The sequence below is a fragment of the Pseudomonas sp. VE 267-6A genome (genome assembly GCF_024126555.1).
GTDB classification, from domain to species: Bacteria; Pseudomonadota; Gammaproteobacteria; order Pseudomonadales; family Pseudomonadaceae; genus Aquipseudomonas; species Aquipseudomonas palmensis.
This window is the reverse complement of sequence record NZ_JAMYBY010000004.1, coordinates 84,461-100,122: the sequence shown is the minus strand read 5'-3', so window position 1 is coordinate 100,122 and position 15,662 is coordinate 84,461. Positions and strand designations below refer to the sequence as shown.

Annotated in this window: 12 protein-coding genes; 5 read left to right on the top strand and 7 right to left on the bottom strand. The window is 66.1% G+C overall.

The genetic code is table 11. From position 1 onward, the window contains the following. Positions 1-148 precede the first annotated feature (148 nt). From NJH59_RS05510 to NJH59_RS05490, 5 genes are all read left to right on the top strand, one after another. On the top strand, positions 149-1,864 hold the full coding sequence (locus NJH59_RS05510; RefSeq protein ID WP_078479895.1) for a glucan biosynthesis protein G: 1,716 nt from the start codon (positions 149-151) through the stop codon (positions 1,862-1,864). Beyond that, positions 1,857-4,430: a glucans biosynthesis glucosyltransferase MdoH gene (mdoH, locus tag NJH59_RS05505; RefSeq protein ID WP_043862171.1), complete on the top strand. Its 2,574-nt coding sequence runs from the start codon at positions 1,857-1,859 to the stop codon at positions 4,428-4,430. The genes NJH59_RS05510 and mdoH overlap by 8 nt, the downstream gene beginning before the upstream one ends. Before the next feature lie 175 nt (positions 4,431-4,605). Beyond that, positions 4,606-5,406 carry a transporter substrate-binding domain-containing protein gene (locus NJH59_RS05500; protein WP_043862230.1) on the top strand — a complete coding sequence of 267 codons (801 nt, stop codon included), beginning with the start codon at positions 4,606-4,608 and terminating at the stop codon, positions 5,404-5,406. 76 nt (positions 5,407-5,482) lie between these two features. After that, positions 5,483-6,445, top strand: coding sequence for an amino acid ABC transporter permease (locus NJH59_RS05495; protein WP_043862170.1), 963 nt, complete (start codon positions 5,483-5,485; stop codon positions 6,443-6,445). Next, positions 6,438-7,172 (top strand): amino acid ABC transporter ATP-binding protein, encoded by a 735-nt coding sequence (locus NJH59_RS05490; protein WP_043862229.1) that lies wholly within the window; start codon positions 6,438-6,440, stop codon positions 7,170-7,172. Before NJH59_RS05495 ends, NJH59_RS05490 begins: the two co-directional genes overlap by 8 nt. Before the next feature lie 85 nt (positions 7,173-7,257). Here the strand turns inward: NJH59_RS05490 and NJH59_RS05485 are convergent, their stop codons facing one another. From NJH59_RS05485 to NJH59_RS05455, 7 genes are all read right to left on the bottom strand, one after another. Then, a complete protein-coding gene (locus NJH59_RS05485; RefSeq protein WP_116052519.1) occupies positions 7,258-9,189 on the bottom strand; it encodes a methyl-accepting chemotaxis protein in 1,932 nt (643 codons plus the stop codon). A 139-nt stretch (positions 9,190-9,328) separates the two neighbouring features. Then, positions 9,329-11,245, bottom strand: a complete 1,917-nt coding sequence (locus tag NJH59_RS05480) for a methyl-accepting chemotaxis protein (RefSeq protein WP_253086493.1) — start codon at positions 11,243-11,245, stop codon at positions 9,329-9,331. A gap of 176 nt (positions 11,246-11,421) precedes the next feature. Continuing rightward, positions 11,422-13,338 (bottom strand): methyl-accepting chemotaxis protein, encoded by a 1,917-nt coding sequence (locus tag NJH59_RS05475; protein ID WP_253086492.1) that lies wholly within the window; start codon positions 13,336-13,338, stop codon positions 11,422-11,424. Positions 13,339-13,477: 139 nt separating this feature from the next. Further along, positions 13,478-14,185 carry a 16S rRNA (uracil(1498)-N(3))-methyltransferase gene (locus NJH59_RS05470; protein ID WP_043862166.1) on the bottom strand — a complete coding sequence of 236 codons (708 nt, stop codon included), beginning with the start codon at positions 14,183-14,185 and terminating at the stop codon, positions 13,478-13,480. Further along, positions 14,182-14,967, bottom strand: a complete 786-nt coding sequence (gene tatC / locus NJH59_RS05465) for a twin-arginine translocase subunit TatC (protein WP_043862165.1) — start codon at positions 14,965-14,967, stop codon at positions 14,182-14,184. The genes NJH59_RS05470 and tatC overlap by 4 nt, the downstream gene beginning before the upstream one ends. Next, the gene (gene tatB / locus NJH59_RS05460; protein WP_253086491.1) at positions 14,964-15,380 is read right to left on the bottom strand and encodes a Sec-independent protein translocase protein TatB; all 417 of its coding nucleotides are present in this window, start codon (positions 15,378-15,380) and stop codon (positions 14,964-14,966) included. Before tatB ends, tatC begins: the two co-directional genes overlap by 4 nt. A gap of 4 nt (positions 15,381-15,384) precedes the next feature. After that, positions 15,385-15,654 (bottom strand): twin-arginine translocase TatA/TatE family subunit, encoded by a 270-nt coding sequence (locus tag NJH59_RS05455; protein WP_043862163.1) that lies wholly within the window; start codon positions 15,652-15,654, stop codon positions 15,385-15,387. Positions 15,655-15,662 lie beyond the last annotated feature (8 nt).

The window sequence follows — 15,662 nt, the reverse complement described above, 5'->3', positions numbered from 1 at the left end:
GTTCGCAGGCCCGTTTTACTCTGACTTGAGCATCGTCCGGAACCGTTTGGGGAATCATTGTGCCCTTTCGGAGTCCGAACAGTGCTCGCCAACCCGGCATACGTCGCTGGCCGTTGGTTCTTTGATCTGTTTTCGGCGAGGGTTGCTCGTGATTGTAAGTCCCTGTAATGCACCAAGAACTTCCGCCAATCGGCTGCGCAAGGCCTTCGTGGCAGCCTCTGCACTGGTCTGCCTGCTCAGCGCGGGCCAGCTCTGGGCGTTCAACCTCGACGACGTGGCAGCCAAGGCCAAAGACCTGGCCGGGCAGAAGTACGAAGCACCCAAGAGCAACCTGCCGGCCGTGTTCCGTGACATGAAGTACGGCGACTACCAGAAGATCCGCTTCCTGCAGGACAAGGCCGAGTGGGCCCAGGACAAGACCCCGTTCAAGCTGTCGTTCTACCACCAGGGCATGCACTTCGACACGCCGGTACGCATCAACGAAGTCACCGCCAACAAGGTGCAGGAGATCAAGTACGACCCGAGCCGCTTCGACTTCGGCGACGTGCAGTTCGACCCCAAGGCCACCGACAAGCTCGGCTACGCCGGCTTTCGCGTGCTGTACCCGATCAACAAAGCCGACAAGCAGGATGAAATCATGACCCTGCTTGGCGCCAGCTATTTCCGCGTGGTCGGCAAGGGCCATGTGTATGGCCTGTCGGCCCGTGGCCTGGCCATCGACACCGCGCTGCCGTCGGGCGAGGAGTTCCCGCGCTTCACCGAGTTCTGGGTCGAGAAGCCCAAGCCGACCGACAAGCACCTGGTGATCTACGCGCTGCTCGATTCGCCGCGCTCCACCGGCGCCTACAAGCTGACCCTGCGCCCGGGCACCGACACCATCGTCGACGTCAAGTCCAGGGTGTACCTGCGTGACCACGTCAGCCGCCTGGGCATCGCCCCGCTGACCAGCATGTTCCTGTTCGGCGGCAACCAGCCGTCCAAGGTGCCCAACTACCGCCCTGCGCTGCACGACTCCGAAGGCCTGTCGATCCATGCGGCCAACGGCGAATGGCTGTGGCGCCCGCTCAACAACCCCAAGCACCTGGCCGTGAGCAACTTCAGCGTCGAGAACCCGCGTGGGTTCGGCCTGCTGCAGCGCCAGCGCGAGTTCAGCCAGTTCGAAGACCTCGACGACAACTACCAGAAGCGCCCGAGCGCCTGGATCGAGCCGAGCGGCGACTGGGGCAAGGGCACCGTCGACCTGGTCGAGATCCCGACCGCCGACGAGACCAACGACAACATCGTGGCCTTCTGGAGCCCGGAAAAACTGCCTGAGCCCGGTGTGGCATCCGAATTCAACTACCGCCTGCACTGGACCATCGACGAGTCCGAGTTCCACTCGCCGAACCTGGGCTGGGTCAAGCAGACCCTGCGCTCCACCGGTGACGTCAAGCAGTCCAACCTGATCCGCCAGCCCGATGGCAGCATCGCCTTCCTGGTCGACTTCGAGGGCCCGGTGCTGGCCGCCCTGCCGGAAGATGCCAACGTGCGCAGCCAGGTGACCACCGACGACAACGCCGAAGTGGTCGAGAACAACCTGCGCTACAACCCCGAGATCAAGGGCTGGCGCCTGACCCTGCGCCTGAAGGTCAAAGACCCGAGCAAGGCCACCGAAATGCGCGCCGCGCTGCTGCGCGACGTGCCGGTCGAACAGCCCAAGCCGGCCAAGCCTGCCAAGCAGGACAAGGCCGCTGCCAAGCACGCCAAGCAGGAAAAACCTGCCCAGCCGCCAGCCGCCGATGCGGCGACCACCACCGGGACACCGGCCACCACCGAACAGGTGTTGACCGAGACCTGGAGCTATCAGTTGCCTGCCGATGAGTAACTCTTCACAAAGGCCGGAATCGCTTGGCGAGTACCTGGCCCATCTGCCCCTGAGCGACGAGCAGCGCGCCGAACTGGCCAGCTGCAATTCGTTCAGCGAGCTGCACCGACGCCTGTCGGCGCAGCCGCCGGTGGGTGAAAACGGTTCGGTACAGGGCTCGGTGGGCAGCCGCCTGACCCTGGACAGCGCCGCGGAACTGGAAGAGGCCGAGATGCTCGCCCTCGACGCCAGTGGCCGGGTGTGCCTGAAGGCCACCCCGCCGATCCACCGCACCCGGGTGATCCCCGAGCCATGGCGCACCAACATCCTGGTGCGCGCCTGGCGCCGGGTCACCGGACGTACCAACGCGCCGGCGCCTGAACAGCGCGAGCTGCCCAAGGCGCGCTGGCGCTGGGTGGGTTCGATGCGCCGCTACATCCTGCTGGCGTTGATGCTCGGCCAGACCGTGGTCGCCGGCTGGTACATGAAGGGCATCCTGCCGTACCAGGGCTGGTCGTTCGTCGACCTCGACGAAATCATGCACCAGTCGTTCATGCAGACCGTCACCCAGGTGTGGCCGTATGCGCTGCAGACCAGCATCCTGATCCTGTTCGGCATTCTGTTCTGCTGGGTGTCGGCCGGTTTCTGGACCGCGCTGATGGGCTTTCTGGAACTGCTCACCGGGCGTGACAAGTACCGGATTTCGGGCAGCAGCGCCGGCAACGAGCCGATCGAGGCCGGGGCGCGCACCGCACTGGTGATGCCGATCTGCAACGAAGACGTGGCCCGGGTGTTCGCCGGCCTACGTGCGACCTTCGAGTCGGTGGCGGCCACGGGCAACCTGGACCGCTTCGACTTCTTCGTGCTCAGCGACACCAACGACACCGACATCGCCGTGGCCGAACAGCAGGCCTGGCTGGACGTATGCCGTGAGGCCAAGGGCTTCGGGCGCATCTTCTACCGTCGCCGTCGTCGCCGGGTCAAACGCAAGAGCGGCAACCTCGACGACTTCTGCCGTCGCTGGGGCGCGGACTACCGCTACATGGTGGTACTCGACGCCGACAGCGTGATGAGCGGCGAATGCCTCACCAGCCTGGTGCGGCTGATGGAAGCCAACCCCGACGCCGGGATCATCCAGACCGCGCCCAAGGCGTCGGGCATGGATACCCTGTATGCGCGCATGCAGCAGTTCGCCACCCGGGTGTACGGCCCGCTGTTCACCGCCGGCCTGCACTTCTGGCAGCTGGGCGAATCGCACTACTGGGGCCACAACGCGATCATCCGCATGAAACCCTTCATCGAGCACTGCGCCCTGGCGCCGTTGCCGGGCAAGGGCGCCTTCGCTGGTGCGATCCTGTCCCACGACTTCGTCGAAGCCGCACTGATGCGCCGTGCCGGCTGGGGCGTGTGGATCGCCTATGACCTGCCGGGCAGCTATGAAGAGTTGCCGCCCAACCTGCTCGACGAGCTCAAGCGCGATCGGCGCTGGTGCCACGGCAACCTGATGAACTTCCGCCTGTTCCTGGTCAAGGGCATGCACCCGGTGCACCGTGCGGTGTTCCTCACCGGGGTGATGTCGTACCTGTCGGCGCCGCTGTGGTTCTTCTTCCTGGTGCTGTCGACCGCGCTGCTGGCGACCAACACCCTGATGGAGCCGCAGTACTTCCTCGAACCGCGTCAGCTCTACCCGCTGTGGCCGCAGTGGCACCCGGAAAAAGCCATCGCGCTGTTCTCCACCACCATCGTGCTGCTGTTCCTGCCCAAGCTGCTGAGCATCATCCTGATCTGGGCCAAGGGCGCCAAGGAGTTCGGCGGGCGCATCAAGGTCACCCTGTCGATGCTGCTGGAGATGCTGTTCTCCATGCTGCTGGCGCCGGTACGCATGATCTTCCACACCCGCTTCGTGCTGGCCGCGTTCCTGGGCTGGGCCGCGACCTGGAACTCGCCACAGCGTGACGACGACTCCACCCCGTGGAGCGAAGCGGTGCGCCGGCATGGCCCGCAGACCCTGCTGGGCGTGGCCTGGGCGCTGCTGGTGGCGTGGCTGAACCCGAGCTTCCTGTGGTGGCTGGTGCCGATCGTGGGCTCGCTGATGCTGTCGATCCCGGTGTCGGTGATTTCCAGCCGCACCAACCTGGGCCTGCGCGCCAAGGACGAGAAGCTGTTCCTGATCCCTGAGGAATACGCCACGCCGCAGGAGCTGCTGGCCACCGACCAGTACACCCACGAAAACCGCTGGCATGCGCTGAAGGACGGGTTTGTGCGGGCCGTGGTCGACCCGCAACAGAACGCCCTGGCCTGTGCCCTGGCGACCGCGCGCCATGGCGTGGCGGAGGTGGTCGAGCGCAACCGCGCCGAGCGCATCGCCAAGGCCCTGGAAGTCGGCCCGGCCGCGCTGGATGGCGCCACGCGCCTGGCGCTGCTCAGCGACCCGGTCGCCCTGGCACGGCTGCACAGCCGCGTGTGGGCCGAAGACAACCGCGCCTGGCTGGATGTGTGGCGTGAGTCGATTGCCAACGACCCGCACTCGCCGCTGTTGCCGCTGCACCCGCAGCACGAGGGGCAGGCAGCACTCGCCGGGGCCTGATCTGCGGGCCCCTTCGTCAGCAACGCTGGCTCCTACAGGTCATCCGTGCCGTTGTAGGAGCCGGCTTTGCCGGCGATGTTTCACTCCTTTTTCTGATACCAACAACGCCCCCCATGCGTTAGCATCCCCCCCGATAATAAAACTCGAAGTTTTCCTGCTGGGGGATCTGGTGATGATGAAAAAGTATCTGTCGATGCTGATGATCGGCGTCGCGGCACTGATGACGGTGAACGCTGCACAGGCAGCCGGCGCCATCGATGACGCGGTCAAGCGCGGCACCTTGCGCGTAGGCATGGACCCTACCTACATGCCGTTCCAGATGACCAACAAGCGTGGCGAGATCATCGGCTTCGAAGTCGATATCCTCAAGGCCATGGCCAAGTCCATGGGCGTCAAGCTGGAAACCGTCTCCACCGCCTACGACGGCATCATCCCGGCCCTGATGACCGACAAGTTCGACATGATCGGCAGCGGCATGACCCTGACCCAGGAGCGCAACCTCAAGCTCAACTTCAGCGAACCCTTCATCGTGGTCGGTCAGACCCTGCTGATCCGCAAGGAGCTGGCCGGCGAGATCAAGACCTACAAGGACCTGAACAACGAGAAGTACCGCCTGACCTCCAAGCTTGGCACCACCGGTGAAATGGTCGCCAAGAAGCTGATCGGCAAGGCCAAGTACCACGGCTACGACAACGAGCAGGAAGCGGTGATGGACGTGGTCAACGGCAAGGCCGACGCCTTCGTCTACGACGCCCCGTACAACGTGGTGGCAGTGAACAAGGCCGGCGCCGGCAAGCTGCTGTTCCTCGACGAGCCGTTCACCTTCGAACCGCTGGCCTTCGGCCTGAAGAAGGGCGACTACGACAGCCTGAACTTCATCAACAACTTCCTGCACCAGATCAAGCACGACGGCACCTACGATCGAATCCACGACAAGTGGTTCAAGGACACCGCCTGGCTGAAGGACATGGAATAAGGCCGCGGCCCCACGCCCGGTTCGAAACCCGACGCGCAGGCTGGCCCTGCGCGTTCGCTTTTACGGAAGTACCCCCGTGATCAAACACAAGAAAGCCCAGTGGCCCTGGCATGGGCTGACGGCGCTGGTCCTGATCGGCCTGGCGCTGAGCCTGTATTACGCAACCTCGGTGATCTCCTACGAGTGGCGCTGGAACCGTGTGCCGCAGTACTTTGCCTATCAGGCCGAAGTTGCCCAGCGCGCCGCCGAAAACGGCGTGATCGAGGCGATCGAGCGCAAGGGCGACATGGCCCGCGTCACCTTGCGTGACGAGAGCGGCGCCGAACAGGTGCTGAACGTCGAGCAGGCCAGCCTGCAGATGGACCGTGGCGACGACGTGGCCGAGGGCGACCTGATCGGCGTGACTCACCAGTGGGCCGCCGGGCCGCTGGCCTGGGGCCTGTTCACCACCTTGTGGATCTCGGTGGCGGCGGGGGTGCTGGGGTTGGTGATCGGCCTGTTCGCCGGCCTGTGCCGGTTGTCCAGCAACCCGACCCTGCGCGACCTGTCGACGGTGTATGTGGAGCTGGTGCGCGGCACGCCGCTGCTGGTGCAGATCTTCATCTTCTACTTCTTCATCGGCACCGTGCTCAACCTGTCCCGCGAGTTTGCCGGGGTGGCGGCACTGGCGCTGTTCACCGGCGCCTATGTCGCCGAGATCGTGCGCGCCGGGGTGCAGTCGATTGCCCGCGGCCAGGGCGAGGCGGCCCGTTCGCTGGGCCTGAGCGCCGGCCAGTCGATGCGCCACGTGGTATTGCCGCAGGCGTTCAAGCGCGTGCTGCCGCCGCTGGCCGGGCAGTTCATCAGCCTGGTCAAGGACACCTCGCTGGTGTCGGTGATCGCCATCACCGAACTGACCAAGAGTGGCCGCGAGGCGATCACCACCTCGTTCTCCACGTTCGAGATCTGGTTCTGCGTCGCCGGGCTGTACCTGCTGATCAACCTGCCGCTGTCGCATTTCGCCAGCCGGCTCGAGCGGAGGCTTGCGCAAAGTGATTGAAGTCCGTGACCTGGTAAAAGTCTTCGACACCCGTGGGCAGGTGGTGCGTGCGGTGGATCACGTCAGTACCGACGTGGCCAAGGGCGAAGTGCTGGTGGTGCTGGGCCCGTCGGGCTCGGGCAAGTCGACCTTCCTGCGCTGCCTCAACGGCCTGGAAACCTTCGACGAGGGCACCGTGGCCATCGACGGCCTGCAACTGGCCGACCCGAAGACCGACGTGAATGCCTACCGGCGTGAAGTCGGCATGGTGTTCCAGCACTTCAACCTGTTCCCGCACATGACCGTGCTGGAGAACCTGTGCCTGGCGCAGAAGGTGGTGCGCAAGCGTGGCAAGGCCGAGCGTGAGGCCAAGGCGCGTGCGTTGCTGGAGAAGGTGGGCATTGCGCAGAAGGCCAACGAGTTTCCCTCGCGCCTGTCTGGTGGCCAGCAGCAGCGCGTGGCGATTGCCCGTGCGCTGGCGATGGAGCCGAAGGTGATGCTGTTCGACGAGCCGACCTCGGCGCTGGACCCGGAGATGGTTGGCGAGGTGCTGGACGTGATGAAGACCCTGGCCCTGGAAGGCATGACCATGGTCTGTGTGACCCACGAAATGGGCTTTGCCCGGGAAGTGGCGGACCGCGTGCTGTTCTTCGACCATGGCAAGTTGCTGGAAGATTCGCCACCGGAGGCGTTCTTCACTGCGCCGAAGGACCCACGAGCCCAGGCGTTCCTGCGCCAGGTGCTGTAACCGCAGCGTGGCCTTCGCCAGCAAGGCTGGCTCCTGCAGGGTTTCGCCGTACCTGCAGGAACCAGCCGTGCTGGCGAAGAGGCCGTTACAGGCTGAACCGCCCGACCAACGTCTGCAACTGCCCCCCCAGCCGCGCCAGCTCCACGCTCGACGCCGCAGTCTGCTGGCTCGCCGTGGTCGTCTGATCGGCAATATCCCTCACCGTCATCACATTGCGGTTGATCTCCTCGGCCACCGAGCTCTGCTCTTCACTGGCCGTGGCGATCTGCTGGTTCATGCCCTGGATGCTCGACACTGTCTCGGTGATCTGCCCCAGCGCCGCGCCCGCCCGCCGGCTCAGTTCGACGCTGTCGCGGCTCAGGTCGCGGCTGCTGTCGAGCAGGTGCACCACCTGCGCCGTACCACTGTGCAGGTTGCCGATCAGCTCCTCGATCTCCTCGGTGGACTGCTGGGTACGCTGGGCCAGGCCGCGCACTTCATCGGCCACCACCGCAAAACCACGCCCGGCCTCGCCCGCCCGCGCAGCCTCGATGGCGGCATTGAGCGCCAGCAGGTTGGTCTGCGACGAAACCGACTTGATCACATCCAGGATGCTGCCGATACGCTCGCTCTCCTGGGCCAGCTGCTGCATGGCCAGGATCGACTCCTCCACCTGCCTGGCCAATTGCTCGATCTGCCCGATGGCGTCGTTGACCACCTGGTTGCCTTCGCGCGCCTGGCTGTCTGCGGCAGTGGCTGCCGCCGAGGCGAATTCGGCGTTGCGCGCCACCTCCAGTACCGTGGCGGCCATCTCGTTCATCGCGGTGGCCACCTGGTCGGTCTCGTCCTTCTGGTTGCCGGTCATCAGTTGGGTGCGCTCGGCGACACTCGACAGCTCGCCCACCGCAGCGGTCAACTGGCCGGTGCCCTGGCCGATGCCACCGATCAGCTCGCGCAGGCTCAGGGCCATCTGCTGCATGCTGTTCTGCAACTGCCCCAGCTCATCCTGGCGTGATACCCGCAGGTCGCTGCGCAGGTCGCCCTTGGCGATGCATTGCGCCGCTTGCAGGGTGCGTCTGAGCGGTTCGGTGATCTGGCGCGTGATCAGCCACGCGGCCAGGCTGCCGAGTACCAGCGCCAGCAAGGCGATGACGCTGAGCATGCTGCGTGCCTCGAGGGCTTCTTCGTCGCGCAGCTGGATCTGGTGTCGGGTCAGTACGCGACTGGCATCGCGCAGCTGGTTGCCCATGGTCTCCAGCCCGCCCTGAAGCTGCTCTACCGCAATGGCGGCCTGGCGGTAGCGGTCCAGCAACTGCACATAGCTGGCGAGCGCGGCGGTAGTGGCCTGCAGGTCGCTGGGCGGCAGGTTGCGCCTCAGATCGGCCAGGCTGGCCTGGGCGGCGCCGAGCGCGCTGGCACCCACCTGCTCGAAGGCACTCAGCGGGCTGAAGGTATAGGCCGGGGCGCGGCTTTGCTGGCCGGCGGTCTCGATGTGTCGTGCAAGCGTTGCGAACAGGCGCTGCTCCGAGGCCTGCCGTTCGCTGCCCTGGCGCTCGCCCAGCAGGGTCTTCTGCTCCAGCGTGTCGATGCCGTCGAGCAGGCGCTGCTCCTGTTCACGCAGGGCGGTTTCGTGCGTATGGCGCGTGCCGACGGCCTGCTGCAAGGTGTCGAAGTCGCGCACGAACTGGCCGACCACCTGCTGATTGGCCGTGATCACCTGGCGGTCGGCCGCATCGTCGAACTGCCCCAGCATGCTCTGCAGCAGGCGCTCCAGTTCGGTCAGGGTCGCGCTGATCCTGCGCCTGCTCTCGTCGTCCGCCAGCACCCGGTAGGTGATACGCTCGGCACGCAGGTCCTTGCTCAGGTCGTTGATCGCGGCAATCTGGGTGAGGCGCTGCGAGCTGTCGATGGATTCGTTCAGTGCATGCCAGCCGCCCAGGGTGGTCGCCAGCGTCAGCAGCAGGACGCTGGCAAATCCCAGGGCCAGCTTGAGCCTGACGCTCAGGTTGCCAAGCATCCGGTACAAAGGTGCGAACATGACGGTTCTCCAGTGAAATGAGAGATGTAGCGCCTGGATAGGGTCGGGCGCAGCTACCTGTGCTCATCGGCCACTGGAGGCCAAGCTGGACCTGCAAATGCTGTAGGAAAATTCCCATCTTGCAGGCGGAAAATTCCACCTAGAGCTGGAAGCGCCCGACCAGCGCCTGCAATTGAACCCCCAGGCGTGCCAGCTCGATGCTGGAGGCCGCGGTCTCTTCGCTGGCGGCGCTGGTCTGGTCGGACACGTCGCGCACGTTGATCACGCTGCGGTTGATTTCCTCGGCCACTGCACTTTGCTGTTCCGCCGCGGCCGCAATCTGCTGGTTCATCGCCTGGATCGACGACACCGTGGTGCTGATGGTGGCCAGCGAGGTGCCGGCGCGTCGGGTCAGCTCGACGCTGCTCAGGGTCAGCTCGCGGCTGTTGTCCAGAATCCCGGCGACCTCGGAGGTGCCGCGGTGCAGGCCGGCGATCAGGCCTTCGATCTCTTCGGTGGATTGCTGGGTGCGTCGGGCCAGGCCGCGTACCTCGTCGGCGACCACGGCGAAGCCGCGCCCGGCCTCGCCGGCGCGGGCGGCCTCGATGGCCGCGTTGAGCGCCAGCAGGTTGGTCTGCTGGGCTACCGACTTGATCACGTCGAGCACGCTGCCGATCTTGTCGCTTTCGGCCTTGAGCTGGGCCATGGCTTCGCCGGAGTGGTCGACCGCCGCCGCCAGGCGCTCGATCTCGTCGATGGCCTCGCTGACCACCCGATCGCCTTCGCCGGCCTGCTGGTCGGCCAGGGTGGCGGCCTCGCTGGCCTGCTCGGCATTGCGCGCCACATCCTGCACGGTAGCGGCCATTTCATGCATGGCAGTGGCCACCTGGTCGGTTTCGACCTTCTGCGTGCTGACCCCGCTGCTGGTCTGCTCGGTCACGGCCGAGAGCTGCTCGGCGGCGCTGGCGATCTGGGTCACGCCCTCGCCGATGCCACCGACCAGCTCGCGCAGGCTCACGGTCATGCGCTGCATCGCACGCTGCAGCTCGCCCAGCTCGTCGCGTCGCTCGGCCACCAGGGTCTGGCTCAGGTCGCCGCCGGCCACCCGTTCGACCAGGCGCAGGGTCTGCTGCAGGGGCGTGGTGATCTGGCGGGTGATCACCCACGCGGCCGCGATGCCCAGCAGCAGCGCAACGGCGATCGCCAGGCCCAGGTTGTAGCGTGCCTGCAGGGCCTGCTGGTCGACCAGCTCGGTCTGCGACTGGGTCAGCTCGTCGCTCACCGCCAGCAGGCTGTCGCCCAGCTGTGCCAGGTGCTGCAGGGCCGAGTCGCTGGCGCTGCGCGCCGCGCTGAAGTCGAGCACGGCAGCGCGGTAGTCGGCCAGTGCCCCCGCGGCGGCACGCAAGGTGTCGCGATAGGTGCTCGGTAGCCTGTCGGGCAGTGCGTCAAGCTGGCTGGCCGCCTGGTCGATGGCGGCCAGTGCCGGTGCCTCGAATTCGGCGCGGCCGCTGTAGGTGTAGCCGCGCAGGTGAAAGCGGGCCTGCTGGATCTGCTGGTCCACCGTCATCAGGCTGGCGTAGGCGCTGAAGTCGGCACGCTCGCGCAGGGCCTGCCCGACTGGCGCCAGCAGCACCACCGCGCGTTCGGCGCTGCTGCCCAGGGCGTCGCGTGCCTGCTGGCGCGCCTGCACCGTGGTCTGCAGCTCGGCGAAGGTGCGCCGGTACTGGTCGAGGGTGTTTTCCTGGCGTTGTACCCGGGCAAGGTTGGCCGGCACGTTGAGGCGCCGCTGCAGGTAGGCCAGGCGCTCGGCCACGTCGTCCAGCTCCTTGTCCATCTGCTGGCCGACGGCAGGCTCAAGGTTGCGCTCGTAGACCAGCCGCTGGTTGCGCACATCCTGGATCTCCTTGTTCACCGCCCCGATGTCGGTGAGCTTGTCACTGCGGTCGGCAAGGTCTTCCAGGGTGGTCCAGCCGATCAGGGCGATGCCCAGCGTCAGCAACAGAACCAGGGCAAAGCCCAGGGCCAGTTTCAGTTGAATGCTCAGGTTGCCCAGCATCCGATTCATCGTCACAAGCATGGTGGCTCTCCAGGTACGAGGTTCAGACGCACCCGTGGGTGCGCCAATGCGAACGCATCGGCTGGAGCGCCAAGGTCTGGACCTGCAAACGCTGTAGGACTTTTCGCTATTTGCTCGACGGCCACAGGGGGCCGGACACCGGCAGCGATCAACGCCGCTGCCGGCAGGGCGGGGGGTTACAGGCTGAAGCGGGCGACCAGGGTCTGCAGGTGGGTGCCCAGGCGCGCCAGCTCGACGCTGGAGGCGGCGGTCTCTTCGCTGGCGGCGCTGGTCTGGTCGGACACATCGCGCACCGTCATCACGCTGCGGTTGATCTCTTCGGCCACTGCGCTCTGCTGCTCGGCAGCGGCGGCGATCTGCTGGTTCATGGCCTGGATCGAGGACACGGTGCGGGTAATGGTTTCCAGCGAGGTGCCGGCGCGGCGGGTCAGCTCGACGCTGCTGCCGGTCAGGCTGCGGCTGTTGTCCATCACCGTGGCGACCTGCTGGGTGCCGTTCTGCAGGCCGGCGATCAGCTCCTCGATCTCTTCGGTCGATTGCTGTGTGCGCTGGGCCAGGCTGCGCACTTCATCGGCAACCACCGCGAAACCGCGCCCGGCCTCACCGGCACGAGCGGCCTCGATGGCGGCGTTGAGGGCCAGCAGGTTGGTCTGCTGGGCCACCGACTTGATCACGTCGAGCACGCTGCCGATCTTGGCGCTTTCGGCCTTGAGCTGACCCATGGCTTCGCTGGAGTGTTCCACCTCGGCGGCCAGGCGCTCGATCTGGTCGATGGCCTCGCCCACCACGCGGTCGCCTTCGCGGGCCTGCTGGTCGGCCATCTGCGCCGCCTCCGAGGCCTCTTCGGCGTTGCGCGCCACTTCCTGCACGGTGGCGGCCATCTCGTTCATGGCCGTGGCCACCTGGTCGGTCTCGACCTTTTGATTGTTGACCCCGGCGCTGGTCTGCTCGGTGACGGCCGAGAGCTGCTCGGCGGCGCTGGCGATCTGGGTGACACCATCGCCGATACCGCCGATCAGCTGGCGCAGGTTCACGGTCATGCGCTGCATGCTGTGCTGCAACTGGCCGAGTTCGTCGCTGCGCTCCACGCGCAGGTCGTGGCGCAGGTCGCCGCTGGCGATGCGGTCCACGGCGCCGAGGGTGTGGCGCAGGGGCACGACGATCTGGCGGGTGATGGCCCACGAGGCGAGGATGCCGAAGAACAGCGCCAGCGCCGTGGCCAGGGCCAGCATCGACTGGGCGTGCTGCGATTCGTCGTCGCGCAGCTGGGTGAGGCTGCGGCTCATCTGCTGGCTCAGGTCGATCAGCAGCGTGCCCTGTTCGGCCATGTGCTGCAGGGCCGCGTCATTGGCGGCCTGGGACTGGCTGAACTGCTCCACCGCGTTGCGGTAGGTGGCCAGCGCCTGGGTGGCGGCGGCCAGGGCATCGGCATGCTCGGCCGGCACCTTGGCCGGCAGGCTGCGGATGACGCTCAGGGCCTGGTCGATGGCCTGCAGGGCGGTCTGCTGCAGTTCGGCCTGCCCGCTGAAGATGTAGCCACGCACGTGGAAGCGGGCCTGCAGCATCAGCGCCTTGGCCTGCACGGCGCTGTTGAAGGTCTGGATATCGCCGCCTTGCAGCAGCCCGCGCTCTACCTGATCCAGCGATGCAGCGGTCTTTTCCGCGCTGCTGCTCATGGTCGCACGGCTGGCCTCGCGGGCCTGGGCCGCCTGCTTGAGGTCGGCGAAGGCGCGCTGGTACTGGGTAACCGCCTCGTTCTGGCGTTGCAGGCGGTCGCCGTTTTCGCTGGGCGGTATGTGCTGTTCCACGTTCTTGAGCTGGCGATCCAGCTCTACCAGGGCGTTCTCTACCGCGTCGGCGCTGGCGGCATCGCGTTTGTGCTCATAGGTCTGGCGGGCGATGCGCAGGTCCTGGGTGATCTGGTGAATCCGGGAAATCTCGCCCAGGGTGTCGCCGCGCTGGGTGACACCGTTGAGCCCCTGCCAGCCGGTGAGTGCGATCAGCAGGGTCAGCAGCAACACGGTGCCGAAGCCGATGCCGAGTTTGAGCGTGACGCTAAAATTGCCCAGATGGTGGGCGAACCAACGGTACATGGGGTGACTCCATTGCGGTCAGGCGGGGGCGGATGCGTGGTCTGTGGCCAATGCATCGGCCTGGGGTCACAAAACTGAAGGTGTGTATGAAAGGCGTCGCCGGCAAGGCCGGCTCCTACGCACAGCAGCGGACGCGGTGCTAGAACAACCGCGCCAGCAGGGCGGTGACCGCCGTCTCCACGCGCAGGATGCGCTCGCCCAGCTGTACCGGGTTCAGCCCGGCCTTGCCCAGCAGCTCGACCTCATACGGGATCCAGCCACCTTCCGGGCCGATCGCCAGGGTCACCGGCTCGGTCAATGCGCGCGGGCAGGGCGGGTGGTTGCCAGGGTGGCCGACCAGGCCCAGGGTACCCTCGGCAATCGCTGGCAGGCGATCTTCGACGAAGGGCTTGAAGCGCTTCTCGATCACCACCTCGGGCAGCACGGTGTCGCGCGCCTGCTCCAGGCCCAGCACCAGTTGCTCGCGTATCGCCGCAGGCTCCAGGAAGGGGGTTTGCCAGAAGCTCTTCTCGACCCGGTAACTGTTGACCAGGATGAGCTTGCCCACGCCCATGGTGGCCACGGTCTGGAACACCCGGCGCAGCATCTTCGGGCGCGGCAGGGCCAGCACCAGGGTCAGCGGCAGCTTGGCCGGCGGCGGCTGGGTGAACTCGACCGACAGTTCGGCTTCATGGCCCTCCAGGCGCAGCACCACGGCCTGCCCCATCAGCCCCCCCAGGCGTCCCACGCGCAGGGTGTCGCCCACCGCCACGCGGTGGATCTCCTGCATGTGGGTAAAGCGCCGGTCGCCCAGCACCACACGGTCGGCCGCGACGAAGTCGGCCTCCTCGAGCAGCAGCAGGTTCACGGCTGGGTGGCTGGCGGCTGGTCGTCAGGCTCGTCGGCCTGCACCGGGGCACTGCGCTTGCGGATGAGCCCGCCGAACAGCACGCCGACTTCGAACAGCAACCACATCGGCACGGCCAGCAGGGTCTGCGAGAAGATGTCCGGCGGGGTCAGCACCATGCCGACCACGAAGCAGCCGATGATGACGTAGGGGCGGATCTTCTTCAGGTACTTCACGTCGACCACGCCGATCCACACCAGCAGGATCACCGCCACCGGGATCTCGAAGGCCACGCCGAAGGCGAAGAACAGGGTCATGACGAAGTCGAGGTAGCTGGCGATGTCGGTCATCATCGACACGCCTTCGGGCGTGGCGCTGGCGAAGAAACCGAAGATCAGCGGGAATACCAGGAAGTACGCGAAGGCCATGCCGGCATAGAACAGGAAGATGCTCGACACCAGCAACGGCACTGCGATGCGTTTTTCATGGCGGTACAGGCCGGGGGCGATGAACCCCCAGATCTGGTGCAGGATCACCGGGATCGCCAGGAACAGCGAGACGATCATGGTCAGCTTGAATGGCGTGAGGAACGGCGAGGCCACGTCGGTGGCGATCATCGTGGCGTTGGCCGGCAGGTGGGCGCGCAACGGTGCCGAAACCAGGGTGTAGATCTGCTGGGCGAAGGCGAACAGGCCGGCGAAGATCACGAAGATGACCGCGACGCAGCGCAACAGGCGCGTGCGCAGCTCGGTAAGGTGCGAGACCAGCGGCATCGGCTGGTCGTTTTCCGGGATTTCGCTCATGGGGCTCGCGGCGGCTGTGTCGGTTCGGTGGGCGGTGCTGCTTCGACGGCAGGTGCAGGTGCAGGTGTCGGTGCAGTCACAGGTTCTGGTGCAGGCGCCGACGCAGCCTCGGTGGCGGTGGCGGCTGGCTCCGCGCCGGGGGTGTGCGCCGGATCGGGCTGTACCGATTGCGGGTTGAGGATGCGCCGGGCTTCCTGCTCCATGGAGAGGATGTGCTCGTTGTGCAGCTGGCGCCGGATATCGTCGGCACCGATCTCGCGCTCCACCTCGTTCTTGATCGCGTTGAAGCTGCGTTTCAGTCGGCCGATCCACAGCCCGGCGGTACGTGCAGCGCCCGGCAGGCGCTCGGGGCCGAGCACCAGCAGGGCCACCAGGCCGACAAGCAACAACTCACTGAAGCTGATCCCGAACATGTGTTCACTCTTTCCTGGTCGGCTCTTCGACCTTGTGCGCCTGGCCATCGAAGGTCTGCGGCTGGTTCAGCGGTGCAGCGGCGGGCGGCGGGGTTGGCTGGGCAGGCTGTACGGTGGGCTGCTCCGGCTTGTCTTCCTCTTCGTTCATGGCCTTCTTGAAGCCCTTGATCGATTCGCCCAGGTCGCTGCCCAGGTTTTTCAGTTTCTTGGTACCGAACACCAGTACAACCACCACCAGCAGGACGATCCAGTGTTTCCAGTCAAAAATACCCATGGTGCAAT

Coding starts and splice junctions, on each gene's coding strand:
- mdoH (WP_043862171.1), top strand. CDS start 1,857: ATGAGTAACTCTTCACAAAGGCCGGAATCGCTTGGCGAGTACCTGGCC.
- NJH59_RS05500 (WP_043862230.1), top strand. CDS start 4,606: ATGAAAAAGTATCTGTCGATGCTGATGATCGGCGTCGCGGCACTGATG.
- NJH59_RS05485 (WP_116052519.1), bottom strand. CDS start 9,189: ATGTTCGCACCTTTGTACCGGATGCTTGGCAACCTGAGCGTCAGGCTC.
- NJH59_RS05480 (WP_253086493.1), bottom strand. CDS start 11,245: ATGCTTGTGACGATGAATCGGATGCTGGGCAACCTGAGCATTCAACTG.
- NJH59_RS05475 (WP_253086492.1), bottom strand. CDS start 13,338: ATGTACCGTTGGTTCGCCCACCATCTGGGCAATTTTAGCGTCACGCTC.
- tatC (WP_043862165.1), bottom strand. CDS start 14,967: ATGAGCGAAATCCCGGAAAACGACCAGCCGATGCCGCTGGTCTCGCAC.
- tatB (WP_253086491.1), bottom strand. CDS start 15,380: ATGTTCGGGATCAGCTTCAGTGAGTTGTTGCTTGTCGGCCTGGTGGCC.
- NJH59_RS05455 (WP_043862163.1), bottom strand. CDS start 15,654: ATGGGTATTTTTGACTGGAAACACTGGATCGTCCTGCTGGTGGTGGTT.